The 13,121-nt window shown below is 44.6% G+C and carries 11 protein-coding genes and 1 pseudogene; 8 read left to right on the forward strand and 4 right to left on the reverse strand.

The window, feature by feature from the left end; translation table 11 throughout:
- Positions 1-293: 293 nt before the first annotated feature.
- Positions 294-965, reverse strand: a complete 672-nt coding sequence (locus tag MHM99_RS07750) for an OmpW family outer membrane protein (protein WP_239218810.1) — start codon at positions 963-965, stop codon at positions 294-296.
- A 137-nt stretch (positions 966-1,102) separates the two neighbouring features.
- Positions 1,103-1,570, reverse strand: coding sequence for a hypothetical protein (locus tag MHM99_RS07755; RefSeq protein WP_168462695.1), 468 nt, complete (start codon positions 1,568-1,570; stop codon positions 1,103-1,105).
- A gap of 224 nt (positions 1,571-1,794) precedes the next feature.
- On the opposite strand from MHM99_RS07755, the gene MHM99_RS07760 reads away from it, so the two are divergent.
- The 3 genes from MHM99_RS07760 to MHM99_RS07770 all read left to right on the forward strand — a co-directional run bounded on the left by MHM99_RS07760 (position 1,795) and on the right by MHM99_RS07770 (position 5,197).
- On the forward strand, positions 1,795-2,103 hold the full coding sequence (locus MHM99_RS07760; protein ID WP_061093934.1) for a hypothetical protein: 309 nt from the start codon (positions 1,795-1,797) through the stop codon (positions 2,101-2,103).
- Between the two features lie 150 nt (positions 2,104-2,253).
- Positions 2,254-3,441, forward strand: coding sequence for a diguanylate phosphodiesterase (locus MHM99_RS07765; protein ID WP_239218812.1), 1,188 nt, complete (start codon positions 2,254-2,256; stop codon positions 3,439-3,441).
- Between the two features lie 196 nt (positions 3,442-3,637).
- A complete protein-coding gene (locus MHM99_RS07770) occupies positions 3,638-5,197 on the forward strand; it encodes a diguanylate cyclase (RefSeq protein ID WP_168462697.1) in 1,560 nt (519 codons plus the stop codon).
- A gap of 41 nt (positions 5,198-5,238) precedes the next feature.
- Here MHM99_RS07770 and MHM99_RS07775 read toward each other — a convergent pair whose 3' ends face one another.
- Positions 5,239-6,123, reverse strand: coding sequence for an ArgP/LysG family DNA-binding transcriptional regulator (locus MHM99_RS07775; protein WP_187446599.1), 885 nt, complete (start codon positions 6,121-6,123; stop codon positions 5,239-5,241).
- A 177-nt stretch (positions 6,124-6,300) separates the two neighbouring features.
- On the opposite strand from MHM99_RS07775, the gene MHM99_RS07780 reads away from it, so the two are divergent.
- Together MHM99_RS07780 and MHM99_RS07785 are read left to right on the forward strand one after the other, a co-directional pair.
- Positions 6,301-6,903 (forward strand): LysE family transporter, encoded by a 603-nt coding sequence (locus tag MHM99_RS07780; RefSeq protein ID WP_239218814.1) that lies wholly within the window; start codon positions 6,301-6,303, stop codon positions 6,901-6,903.
- Between the two features lie 115 nt (positions 6,904-7,018).
- Positions 7,019-7,336, forward strand: coding sequence for a multidrug efflux SMR transporter (locus MHM99_RS07785; protein WP_014947823.1), 318 nt, complete (start codon positions 7,019-7,021; stop codon positions 7,334-7,336).
- A gap of 31 nt (positions 7,337-7,367) precedes the next feature.
- On the opposite strand, the pseudogene MHM99_RS07790 reads toward MHM99_RS07785, so the two are convergent.
- Positions 7,368-7,592 (reverse strand): annotated as a pseudogene (locus MHM99_RS07790) (DUF1499 domain-containing protein); the annotation flags it as partial.
- Between the two features lie 197 nt (positions 7,593-7,789).
- Here MHM99_RS07790 and MHM99_RS07795 point away from each other — a divergent pair.
- The 3 genes from MHM99_RS07795 (at position 7,790) to MHM99_RS07805 (ending at position 13,070) form a co-directional block, all read left to right on the forward strand.
- Positions 7,790-8,488 (forward strand): DNA-J related domain-containing protein, encoded by a 699-nt coding sequence (locus MHM99_RS07795; RefSeq protein WP_239218816.1) that lies wholly within the window; start codon positions 7,790-7,792, stop codon positions 8,486-8,488.
- A 316-nt stretch (positions 8,489-8,804) separates the two neighbouring features.
- Positions 8,805-9,950, forward strand: a complete 1,146-nt coding sequence (locus MHM99_RS07800; protein WP_014947826.1) for an efflux RND transporter periplasmic adaptor subunit — start codon at positions 8,805-8,807, stop codon at positions 9,948-9,950.
- 21 nt (positions 9,951-9,971) lie between these two features.
- On the forward strand, positions 9,972-13,070 hold the full coding sequence (locus tag MHM99_RS07805; protein ID WP_239218818.1) for an efflux RND transporter permease subunit: 3,099 nt from the start codon (positions 9,972-9,974) through the stop codon (positions 13,068-13,070).
- Positions 13,071-13,121: the final 51 nt, after the last annotated feature.

Below are 13,121 nucleotides of genomic sequence, written 5' to 3' on the forward strand. Positions count from 1 at the left end.
ATTAGAGACGACCTAGATCGCTATAACATTTCAAAACTTGTTACTGTTGAAGAGTAATCCAACGAAAACTGGACTAAATAACAGAAGAGAGAGCAACATAGCGGATTAAAAAACGAAGACAAAGACATAATCCATTAATATTCAACATTGTATGGATTTGTATGGTATTGATATAAGTTAGTTCGTCTTCGCTCTAATTTCATCTGTCTTCGTTATAATTACTTCAGCTCAAGAACCTCACCACGCTCCAAATTGTCGTACACTTTGCGGAAAGCAAAGAATTAAACGGTTACCTAAAACCGGTAACCTAGCGAAATAGCATAGACAAAGGGGTCAATTTCAATAGCGCTCACTGAGCCCCGGGTATCACCTAGGTTAAAGCTTGCTTCTGTGTCTATGTCTATCCAACGAACGGCGGCATTCAAAAACCATCTTTCGCTTAACTGATAGTCTATTCCCACTTGTGCGGCTAAGCCAAACGAGTTATCTAAAGATAAGTCACTAAGCCCTGCCTCTTCATTAGCTCCCGTAAATTGCTCGTCATAAATAAACGTATAGTTTAGGCCCGCACCCACATAGGGCTGAAAAGCACTTGATGGATCGTTAAAGTAATAGTCAACCGTCACTGTGGGCGGAAGGTGGGTTACTTCGCCTAGCTGGTTACCTGTTCCTAATGGGTTATCGATAGCGAAATTAACGTCATGTGTGAACGGTGTTGCGGCTAATACTTCTACGTTAACTCTATCCGTGATGAAATAGGCCGCGGTGAGGCCCAATTGCGTGTTGTTATCAATGTTCAGGCCAAAGCCCAAGTCGTCACCCACGTTAATGTTTGAAGACGATTCATCAGGTGCAACCGTGGCAAAGCCACCTCGGACGAGAATGTCGCCTTTTTCAAATGCAACTGCATTGGATGCTGAAGCAATAAAGGGAAGGGCGGTTAGTGCTAAAGCTAAGTTTTTCATCGTAGTCTCTCAGTCTGATAATTGAACACAGATAAGACTAAACAGACTTACTTAAAAAGAACTTTCTAGAAGATTAACGTTAGATTAAAAGCCTTCGTCAAATAAAAAGCTAAAAACGGCGCAGAATTGCGCTGTAATCAAAACGACATACCAATTGCCAGACCAGCAACCACTGCACTTTTATGATTTCGATGATAGTCGTAATGAAGCTGCGGCGATATGGTAACCCCCGATACTTCAAACTCATACAAAAAGCCTAACCGGGCTACCTCCATTTTATGGCTGCCGTGGAACTCAACGCCAGGGCCTATTTGTGCAATAAAATTATTGGTAATGTGCAGGTCAGCAACAAGCAAGTAGGTATAAGCGTCTAAGTCTTCAAACGCGTATTCAGCCACAAAGCCTACGCCTAAAAAGTCGCTCACACGGTATTCGTAATCGACACCTATTGTAAATGCGTTTCCGCACTCTTTTGTGTAAGTGGTACCTACCAATGCAGATAGATGATGGGGTGACGTTTCCCAATGATGAGCATTTCCCTTTGCAACAACAACGGGGGCAAATACCAAGGCAGCAACCAAGCCTAACGCTATTTGAACTCGCATAGTGATGCTCACATAAATTTAACGGTGACTACCTAGAAAGTTTCTTTCTAGCACTAATGAGAGCGTAGGCATCAAACGGCTATTTCACCAATGAACTTTAGTTGAAGTAATCGATAGGCCTAACTTAGTCGGCGTTAGGCGCATAGTTAAGCTTACATCTACCCATAACATCAAAATCTCGCTAAGGTGTCTGAATACAAGCCACCGAAGGAAAGAATAAGATAATGATTGATGAGAAACAGAAGGTACGTTTTTTAGATGCTTGTTCCGAACAGCTTATCGCGCTTTATACAGCCAGCAAAAACGGTAAAAAGGTCGATGCTGAGAAATATCGAGTACAAGGGTTTATGCACGCTGGCGAGCTTCTAGGGATAATTACCAATGAACAGGGCAAGGCGCTGATTGCCGACTTACATGTACAGGTTTTTGGTGAAACTATTGATGAGCGAGCGACAAGAAAACGTAAACTTAATGCGCTAAAAGAATCTGATCCCGATGCATATATTGAGATTCCCGCCATTGAAAGACGTTAATTTAAGTTAAGCAAAGTTACCTAAACCGACTTTGCGAGATTCTCGTTTCTAAGACTATACTTTGCCCCACACTATGATAAAAAAGCTGTAAAAAGAGGTTGCAGCTAGTTCGAAGCAGGGATGAAAACAAAGTTTAACAAGAGGCAACCCGTGCTTAAGCAGTTAGTTTACAGAAGTCAGTCGATGGTAAAAATTGATGAAAATGAACTTCTTAAAATAACAAACGATTCACTGCCATTTAATGCGAAAAACCACATTACAGGTATTCTTTTGTTTGATGGGGAATACTTCTTTCAAGTGCTTGAAGGAGATTGTGAGAAGGTAAACGGGCTTTTCGAACATATAAAAACAGACAGTCGTCACAGCAACATTATGAAAGTGACCGAAATGGTCATTCACAAACGCGATTTTGGAGATTGGCATTTAAGAACGCTTTCTGTCGCAGAAGGAAGCCGCTGCTATTGGTTACCTTCGGACATTAATATTAGCCGGGAAAGCCGGATATTTGCGCGTCTCCACAGCTTTGCTTCTGGGAAATGGCGAACTTGTTTAAGTGATAACGCGCGCAAAGACGTAAGAGCTAACGTTGCGACGTCAGAGAAAGCAGTTAAACCCTTCGAAAACTCTGACATTCAGTTTGCCTTTCAGCCTATTGTGGATACCTACAGAGCTCGTGTCTCTTCAATTGAAGCCCTAATCAGAAGTAACGATGGGAGATACCCTGAGACTATTTTGGAGGAGCTGGTTGGGCCGGAAAAGTACGATTTTGACCTGAAAAGCAAAGCTATAGCAATTAAGCAAGGCGCTGCGTTGCTATCTTCAGACCAGTCTTTATCCATCAATTTATGCCCCAGAGCGATTACCTCCACCGTCAACGTCGCAGACTACCTTCACGAATTGGTTAAACGCAATAAATTGAAACCACAGCAGCTTGTTATTGAAGTTACCGAAACAGAAATAATCAGCGAAAGTGACACATTTTACCAAGCAATAGAGCAGATCCGTTCACGAGGCATGAGAGTCGCTATAGATGACTTCGGCGCAGGGTACGCAGGGTTATCGTTACTCGCAGACTTCACACCAGACAAAATTAAATTAGATAGAAAAATAACGACAGGCATTCACGAAAGCGGGCATCGACAAGCAATAACCGAGGCTGTACTCGAGTTTGCCAACTCTATGGGAATTCCCTTGGTGGTAGAAGGCGTCGAAACGATTGATGAGTGGCTGTGGTTGCAGCATGCGGGTGTACAAAGATTTCAGGGGTTCTTGTTCGCAAAGCCCAAATTAAATGGTGTTAGTGGTATTGATTTTTCCTTCGACGGCGCTAGCAGCTAACTCCGCATAGGAAAAATATACATTTCTTGTCATTCCGCAGGATATTTTTCAGCGTTCTCACATTTTTAAACTAAGCTTAATGGGTGTGAGTTTTTATACCAGAATATAAATACTCATAACTCATCTTTGTGTAATAGCCGTACAGGGATATTTTTGCTACACGGATTTAGCTGCGGTACCAGTAGGAAGCAAATCTATGACATGTGGAGTGTCGCGTAATTTTGTTCGCTTGTTGTTTGGGTTGATTTTGCTGACGTTCGGCACGTTTGCCAATGCAGCGTGCGTCATTAATGCTGAAAATGGTACTTCTGATACTGATACCGATAGTGCTCTGTCTATCGTACTTAAAGAAGGTGCACAGCGACTTTCGTTAAGCTGCGATGTCAACGCGACTCACGTTCTCTATTTCCCAAGAAACTACCTTTCTTATAATCAGCTGTATGACAGCGAGATGCAAAAAGTCCCCAAGTTAACCGGCGCATTTGAGTCCTATGCAATAGATAATACCCATAAGCGTCTATTTTTGGATATTAACTCTCAGGTAGAGCGACCTGTCAGGCTAAATATCGCTACGTTAAATGATTTTCAGACGTTGGCGTCAATACATACCTTCACATTGAGCTTGTTCATCGGCTTTTGCTTAGCGTTAACCTTGTACGTTGGAATGCTGGGAACAAGTATGCGCAACTACGGCTTTTACTCCTACAGTTTCTATGTGCTCAGTGCGGCAATTTTCTTTTTGCTTCAAGAAGGGTTACTGAACATTGCGTTTCCCCATGTCGCCTTTTTCTCGAACTTTAAACTGCATCTGTTATTCGCAGGGATCACGGTATTTGCTGCGGTAAAGTTTCTTGATCAACTACTCGATTTCAAAGCACTGCTAAAAGTATGGCAGCGCCAGTTTATTCTGGGAATGGCGTGTTCGGCACTGGCACTTTCATTTGTGCAGATCATTCTGTCCACTTCTGATGCGATGAGAGTAAATAGTACGCTAAGTCTTATCACGCTGATAACAATGACCTGTACGCTATCAAGCTGTGTTTACGCCGCCTACCGCAAAGTACATTGCTCAAACTTAGTATTAATGGGTATTGCTGTCATGGTGTTTTCCATGATGTTTCGATTGGTTTTTTCAGACGTGTCAGCGTTTATGTACCGCTACGGACTTATTGTGGGAATAACTATTGAAGCGTTTATTTTTGCTATTGCCACGTCGAGAAAAGTAAAAAAGCTCGATGACGACAGGCTTAGTGCATTCAAACGTGCGTCTACAGATTCCCTGTGTAAAGTGCTAAACCGCAGTGGATGGGAAGGAATAGCACAAAGTCTGCTTACTAACTTCAACAAGGAAGGAGGATATTTGACCTTGCTATTTATCGACGTTGATAACTTCAAGGAGATTAATGATCATTACGGGCACCATTGCGGCGATAAAGTGCTGCAGGTTATTGCTAAAATTCTGCTGAGCCGATGCCGAGACCAAGATGCAGTAGGGCGCCTTGGCGGCGATGAATTTGTGGTGCTAAGCCACTGTTACAGTGAAGGACAATCTGAGCGCTTGGCTGCGCGCATAGAAGCCAGTCTTCTGGAAAGGGATATTAGAACCGATAACGTTGTTATTTCTGTTACGGCAAGCGTAGGCACATACATCACAAATGAACGCTGCAAAGATCTCACCACTCTGTTAAATAAAGCAGATAAACTGATGTACAGCGTTAAGGAGAAGCATAAAACGGCTCAATTGGCGTCTTCTTAATTAACCTTGCGGCAACGTATCACACACGCAGTGTGTTAGGGTCATTTAAGCTGCGCTTTCGCTATATTCTTTACGGCCTTGGTCAAGTCGGCAAGCGCTGCCGATTCAAGGGTTGTCCAATGCCAAAATAGCGGTACACCAAGCTCTTTTTGAGGGAATAACGGAACGAGATCGCCTTCGTTAACCTCTTGTTCAACTTGAAGCGTGGGTAGCAAAGCCCACACCACGCCATCAAGCGCCATTTTGACAAAGCCATGGGACGATGGATACCAATGACAAGTTGTAAAAGAGGGGGCTATGTTCAAACACTCTCGTTGATAATCAGTCAGCAAAGTCACATCGTATTCGTCGTACAGCAAGCCCGGTGTACTCATCACGCTCTGGGGTGATATTTCTTTATGCAGGTATCGCTCAATGAAGCGAGGCGATGCATAAAGTTGATAGCGCATAGTCCCCAGTCTTATAGATTGCCCACCGGTAACGGGTGTACCTGTTTGGCTGATACAAGCCATAACACGGCCTTGCTGCAATATATCTCGGGTTTGAGTTTGATCCGCATTAACAATATGAATCGGGTTGGCACGCTTATCACTAAACGCGGCCATTACTTGCGAGAACCAGGTGGCTAGGACATCGTTATTCACGGCAACGCTTATAGGTGCAGCCGACGCTTCTAATCCACTTTGTATATTCAGCGCTTCTTCTAATACGCTTACTTTTTGAATATGAGCCAGCAGCTCTTTTCCTAGTGGCGTAGCGCGAAGTGGCTTGGTGCGAACCATCACTGGGCCGCCCACATTCTGCTCTAGCCGTTTTATTTTTTGCGATACCGCCGATTGGGTGAGATTTAGGGCCTGTGCACCTTTTTCAAATCCGCCGTAGCGTAACACTTCATGAAAGCATCGAAGCGCGTCGTAATCCAACATTAGTGGCTACCTGTGAAAAGAAGGTTATAAGTATTAATTTGACTTATTCAAAACAAATATCATTAATTTAATTTAGTCTTTCAAGGTGTATAAAATCAAGCCAATTATTCAGCATGTAACCTTAAACCGCGTTACAGCTATGGCGTTTGAACTTATTTACACTAAGAGGCATTTATCATGTTGGCGGCAGCAACGAGTGGTTTCGTGATGGGCGGTACCCTAATTATTGCAGTAGGCGCACAAAACAGTTTTTTGATTGAGCAATCGATGAAGCGACAGTGGACAACCTTATTTGTCCTGCTGTTTATCCTAAGCGATGCTATCTCAATAAGCTTAGGTGCGATGGGCTTTGGCTTGCTGTTGCATGAATACCCAATGCTGGTGTCTATCACCAAATGGGCTGGTGTTGCGTTCTTATTGTGGATTGCTTTTAACAAAATAAAATCATCTTTGGCCAACGACGCGCTTGTTTTAGAAATGGCGAAAAAGCAACTGTCGTTCAAAAAAGCACTGCTCATAGCCTTGGCAGTAACTTGGTTAAATCCCCACTTTTATTTAGACACTTTATTATTGATGGGAAACTTAGCTAGTCAGTGGCAAGAAAATAAATGGTGGTTTGTGGGGGGAGCTATTGGTGCATCTGTAGTTTGGTTCGTAGGTTTGAGTACCTTAACCGCACGTTTTGCGCACCATATGCAGCGCCCTAATTTCTGGCGTTGGTTTAACCGTCTTAATGCTGCGGTATTAGGTATGGTAAGTATTCAGTTGGCGAGTTTGTAAGGCAAAAGCGCTAAATAGCAAAATATTACGACGCGTCGAGTACGCTTTATGATTTAAGACGGTACGCTACGCATCTGTGATAGTTGACGATGAGCGCGAAGAGAGGGATAGACTGGTGAGCTGGATTTATTTGATTGTGGCGGGCCTTCTGGAAATTGGTTGGCCTGTTGGGCTAAAAATGTCACAAGAGGCGGAAACCCGCGTAATGGGTATTTTACTTGCGGTTGGGTTTATGGCTGCCAGTGGTTTTTGTTTATGGATGGCGCAAAAACAAATTCCAATTGGAACGGCGTACGCTGTGTGGACAGGAATAGGCGCCGCGGGAACATTTTTAGTGGGTGTTATGTTTTATGGCGACCCCTCGTCATTGGCACGATATTTCGGCGTAGCACTTATTGTTGCAGGAGTCGTTGTCTTAAAGTTGGCCCACTAAAGTTAGGTCCAATTACAAAAAAGCCCGTTAGCTTAGTGACTTCACCGCCTTCATAAGCGATGGAGTTAGGCGCACCTTCGCATAGCGGTGTAATTGCAACGAATTCCGGCGGATTAGTGACATCGGTAGTAATGTTATGGATTGGAGGAACTGCGCTGGCTTTGCTCATCATGCTCACCGGCATACTGGTAAAGGGGGCCGGGTAGAACAACATAAGAAACCCGACAATGCTGGTGAGGGCAATGAGTGCTTTCAAGTGGGCTCCAAAGTTATTATTTTATTTTTACTAAGCTACTTTAACCGTGAACGTTGCGTTTTGGATTACTTCCTAGCAATAAAGTCGGTACTAGGCCAATATTTAACATGTTTGTACACTAGGGCCTGCTGGTCTTTAACGTACATCAATGACCAGCGAGCCCTGGATGAACCCTATTTAAAGCAAGGTAATTGGTTTTGCAAAATCAGCCTGATGCCAGCGAAGTTTACGTGCTTCAAGCCGAACTACTTGTTGATACGTTATCGACACAAAAGCCGCTTTTTCAACGTGGTGTAAGCGAGTATGAGCTCATTGAAATTCTGAAAAAAGCGCCATATCAATTTTTTGATGACGCTTCGTTACGAGAGCCTTTAATGCTCTTTAAAACCCATTTCATTGTGTTTCACGCCCTTTATCAACTTAAACGTCGTTGGATAGAGCAGGGCGAAGGCGTGCTAGACATTCATACTCTTAATATTAAGCTAAACCAAGAAAGTGCCCACAGCGACAAAAATAGTACCCACGGCGACAATTATAAAGATAAAGAAAGTCAGGATAAGGTTGGAGCAATAACCGAAGCTGATGCCTTAGCTGAATACTACTTGGACTGGGGCAATTTTGAGAAGGCCGACAGAAAAAGTGTAGATGCACTGCTCAATGCGTTTTGGCATCGCATGGCCTCAGGAAACGCGCACACCTTTGAGCAGGAAGATATTGCTGATGCCCACGCGCTTCTGGGCCTGCCCCAAGATGAACATGTTTCTTTGTCGGTACTAAAACGAGTATATAAAAAAGCCCTGCAGTTGGTTCACCCTGATAAGGGAGGAACGCAACAGGAAGCCCAAGACGTCATTCACGCCTACCAGTTATTGCTGGGTTATTATTCGTTAAAATAGAACGTTAAGTGCGCTTTGATTTCGCTTTATTCGTATAACGTATACACGCTCAGGTATTTGACCGACAACTTCAGTAATTTCAACTTCATTGACTTTTATTATCATCTATAAATGCGCACAATATGACCTATAAGAGCGTAGATCCGTATCAATGATCGCTTAACTATGCCACTTCAAAACCAATTATCGCAGTTTCAGGCTTTGAAATGCGCTAGATAATTCGGTGCACCGGAAGCAATAAGCTTTAATTTTAATATTGGATATGCAGAGCAAAGGCCGTGTTCTGTACAAAAAGTTATTGGGAAATAGAAAATTTATGAGTCGCATTTTTTATGTTACTGCAGCATTAATAACCCTTGTCGGCGTTATTGGGTGTTCGAATGAAGGCGAGCAAGCACAGCAAGGTGCTCAGCAAGGTATGCCTGCACCCTCAGTATCGGTAGTTACACTGAAACAAGAACCTGTAGTACATGAAATGGTGTTACCGGGCCGAGTAAGCCCGTCTCGTCAATCTCAGGTGCGTCCTCAGGTAGATGGTGTTATTACGGAGCGCTTGTTTGAAGAAGGCGCACATGTAGAAAAAGGACAGCAGCTTTATCAAATTGACGAAGCCCGTTATCTAGCACAGTTAAATAGCGCAAAAGCCGATTTGAAAAGTGTTCAAGCGAACCTTAAAACGTTGGAAGCAAAGGCGCGACGCTATGACGACCTTGTTGCGCAAAACGCGGTAAGCAAACAAGAATATGACGACGTAATTGCTCAGAAAGATCAAGCGCAAGCGGCAATCAGCGTAGCTGAGGCTGCTGTTGACGTAGCGAAGGTTAACATGGGTTACACCAAAGTGTACGCCCCAATCAGCGGGCGTATTAGCCGCTCTTTTGTTACTGAAGGTACCCTTGTTACTACGAACCAATCTCAGCAACTTGCAACCATTACACAGCTTGACCCAGTTTTCATTGATATGCAGGAGTCAGGTGCGTCAATTATTACGCTTCGTCAGTCAATGAGAAACCAAGGTTCGATGGATGTTGAATTAACGGTAGATGAAGTAACAGGCAAGCGTTACGACCAAACAGGCAGCGTTAAATTTTCTGAGGTAACGGTTGATGAGACCACTGGGTCGGTAACACTTCGTGCTGAAATGCCAAATCCAGATGGTGTATTGCTGCCTGGCTTGTTTGTGAAAGGCCACGTCATTACTGGACGCGAAAATGCGCTGCTTGTTCCTCAACGCGCAACGACACGCCAACCAGACGGTTCGCTTTCAGTTTATGTTGTTAACCAAAACAACGAAGTTGAAGGCCGTACTTTGGAAATAGGCAAAATCTATCGAGACCAATATGTTGCCCTAAGCGGTGTGAGCGAAGGCGAAAAGGTAATTGTAACTGGATATCAGAAGGTGAAGCCTGGCGCGAAAGTTAATCCGTCAGAGTGGCAACCATCATCACGTGGCTCACGATAGCAAACAAGGGATTTAAGTAATATGGCTCGTTTCTTTATAGACAGGCCCGTGTTTGCATGGGTGCTGGCAATTATCACAATGATGGCGGGTGTGTTGGCAATTACCTCACTCCCCATTGAACAATATCCCAAGGTGGCACCGCCCTCGGTGACTATCTCAGCAACGTATCCTGGAGCATCTGCAGAAACCGTAGAGAACTCGGTTACTCAGGTGATAGAACAAAGCCTGACGGGAATTGATAACCTACGTTATTTCTCGGCAAGCAGTTCGAACAGCAGCATGTCTATTACGCTCACTTTTGAGCCAGGTGCTGACCCTGATATTGCGCAAGTACAAACTCAGAATAAGGTACAGGGTGCACTGCCGCTGTTGCCTACTCAGGTACAGCAACAAGGGGTAACCGTAACTAAAGCAAATAGCGCATTTGCATTGGCAGTTGGCTTCTATTCTGAAGACGACTCAATGACGCAATATGACCTGAGCGACCTTTTAGTTTCTCAATTTCGCGACCCGATTTCCCGTGTTAATGGAGTGGGAAATGTACGGGTATTCGGTGCGCAGCGTTCAATGCGTATATGGTTAGATCCAGATAAACTGTACAGCTACAATCTTACACCTACTGACGTTCAAGGTGCTGTTCAGGTACAAAATACTGATGTGTCTGCTGGTCAACTAGGTGGTATGCCTGCAATAGAAAATCAGCAAATTAACGCGACAATTCAAGCGCAAAGTCGCCTTCAAACCGTTGAAGATTTCGAAAACATCGTACTTCGCGTAAATACCGATGGTTCTCAGGTTCGCGTGCGTGACGTTGCGCGTGTTGAACTGGGTGCGCAAAGCTACGACGTTATTGTTCGATACAATCGTAAGCCTGCATCAGGTATGGCGATAAGCCTTGCTTCTGGCGCAAACGCACTAGACACCATTAAGGCAGTAAAAGCCCGTGTTGAAGAACTGCGCTCGAACTTGCCTGATACAGTTAAAGTGGTTTACCCCGTTGATAGTTCTCCTTTTATCGAGCTTTCTATCGAGTCGGTAGTACACACGCTTATCGAAGCGGTAGTACTGGTATTCTTGGTGATGCTACTGTTCCTTCAAAATTGGCGTGCAACGTTGATTCCTACCATTGCGGTACCTGTGGTATTGCTCGGCACCTTTGCTGTGCTATTAGCATTTGGCTTTAGTATTAACGTGCTAACCATGTTCGCTATGGTACTTGCTATCGGCCTGCTCGTGGATGACGCCATCGTGGTGGTGGAAAACGTCGAACGTATTATGGAAGAGGAAGGCCTCTCACCTGCCGAAGCCACCAAAAAGTCGATGACTCAAATCACAGGTGCACTTGTTGGTATTGCGGCCGTGCTTTCAACGGTATTTATCCCAATGGCGTTCTTCAGCGGCTCAGCAGGCGCTATTTATCGTCAGTTCTCGGTTACAATCGTGTCGGCTATGGCATTTTCGGTATTGGTCGCCATTATCCTTTCACCGTCTCTGTGCGCCACGTTATTGAAAAAGCATCCGGAAAACCATGACAAGAACAAAGGCTTCTTTGGCTGGTTTAACCGCACGTTTAACAAAGGCCGCGATCGCTATCAAAAGACTACAACTCATATGGCGCAACGCTTTAAGCGCTATTTCGTTGTTTATGGTTTGCTTGTAGGTGGTATGGCATTTATTTTCAGCCAGCTTCCTGGCGCGTTTCTTCCAGATGAAGACCAAGGGCGTATGATGGTGTTGGTAAGCACACCGCCTGGTGCAACAGCTGGCCGTACGCTCGAGTCTATCAAGCAAGTGGAAGACTATATTCTTGAACAAGAACAAGACGCGGTTAACGGCATGTTCGCGGTTGTGGGCTTTAGCTTTGCGGGTCAGGCGCAAAACGCGGGTATGGCTTTCTTAAACTTCAACGACTGGAGCGTAAGAGACGAAAATAATTCTGCGTTTGCAGTGATGAACCGAGCTTTTGGCGCGTTTAGCCAAATTCAAGATGCCTCAGCCTTTCCTATAGTGCCTCCGCCTATCATGGAACTAGGTAATGCAACGGGCTTTGATATGCAGCTGGTCGACCGTGGTGGAAATGGTCACGAAGCGCTGATGAATGCGCGTAATCAGCTGTTGGGCATGGCAGCGCAGAATCCAAAGCTGGCTGGCGTTCGCCCCAATGGTTTAAGTGACGTACCTCAATTTAAAATCAATATTGATAGCGAGAAAGCGTCGGCACTTGGATTGAATTTAAGTGAGATCAATAACGCGCTTCAAATAGCGTGGGGGTCCAGCTACGTAAATGACTTCATTGATAAAGGTCGAATTAAGCGTGTTTACATGCAGGCAGATTTGCCTCATCGCATGACCCCTGAAGACTTGGACAAGTGGTTTGTTCGCAACAGCGAAGGTGAGATGGTGGCGTTTAACACGTTCTCGACCACTGAATGGGTTTATGGCTCACCTAAGTTAGAGCGTTTTAACGGCGTGTCGTCTGTCAATATTCAAGGAAGTGCTGCTGAAGGTATCTCTTCGGGTGAAGCAATGGCTGAAATGCAGAAATTGGTTGAGCAGTTACCGCCAGGCTTCGCAATTGAATGGTCAGGCCTATCTTATGAAGAGCAGGAAGCAGGCTCGCAAGCGCCTATGCTTTACGCACTATCAATCTTGATTGTTTTCTTGTGCTTAGCGGCCCTGTACGAAAGCTGGTCTGTACCATTCGCCGTTATGTTAGTGGTGCCTTTGGGTATTCTTGGCTCGGTAACCGCTGCGTTTATTTTCAACTTGCCGAACGACGTGTACCTGCAAGTAGCGTTTTTGACTACCGTAGGTTTGGCGGCGAAAAACGCTATTCTTATTGTCGAATTTGCAAAAGAGCAGTACGAAAACGGCGAAGATTTAATGACTGCGGTTTCAAATGCAGCCTCTCAGCGTTTCCGCCCAATTCTAATGACGTCAATGGCGTTTATTTTGGGGGTAACGCCGTTAGCACTAGCTAGCGGAGCAGGCGCAGCGAGCCAAAATGCAATAGGTATTGCGGTTATGGGTGGTATGTTCGCCGCTACTTTCTTGGCGATTTTCTTCGTGCCTATGTTCTATGTGCTGGTAGAAAAACTCTTTCACAGGGAAGACAAGTAACAAGCAAGTGCGTTAGAGTGGGAAAAACTTTTCATTTTTGAATAGGGATAT

The organism is Alteromonas sp. MmMcT2-2, from assembly GCF_022348305.1.
GTDB lineage: Bacteria > Pseudomonadota > Gammaproteobacteria > Enterobacterales > Alteromonadaceae > Alteromonas > Alteromonas macleodii.

Coding starts and splice junctions, on each gene's coding strand:
- MHM99_RS07780 (WP_239218814.1), top strand. CDS start 6,301: ATGTTGGCGGCAGCAACGAGTGGTTTCGTGATGGGCGGTACCCTAATT.
- MHM99_RS07750 (WP_239218810.1), bottom strand. CDS start 965: ATGAAAAACTTAGCTTTAGCACTAACCGCCCTTCCCTTTATTGCTTCA.
- MHM99_RS07760 (WP_061093934.1), top strand. CDS start 1,795: ATGATTGATGAGAAACAGAAGGTACGTTTTTTAGATGCTTGTTCCGAA.
- MHM99_RS07805 (WP_239218818.1), top strand. CDS start 9,972: ATGGCTCGTTTCTTTATAGACAGGCCCGTGTTTGCATGGGTGCTGGCA.
- MHM99_RS07775 (WP_187446599.1), bottom strand. CDS start 6,123: ATGTTGGATTACGACGCGCTTCGATGCTTTCATGAAGTGTTACGCTAC.
- MHM99_RS07770 (WP_168462697.1), top strand. CDS start 3,638: ATGACATGTGGAGTGTCGCGTAATTTTGTTCGCTTGTTGTTTGGGTTG.
- MHM99_RS07800 (WP_014947826.1), top strand. CDS start 8,805: ATGAGTCGCATTTTTTATGTTACTGCAGCATTAATAACCCTTGTCGGC.
- MHM99_RS07755 (WP_168462695.1), bottom strand. CDS start 1,570: ATGCGAGTTCAAATAGCGTTAGGCTTGGTTGCTGCCTTGGTATTTGCC.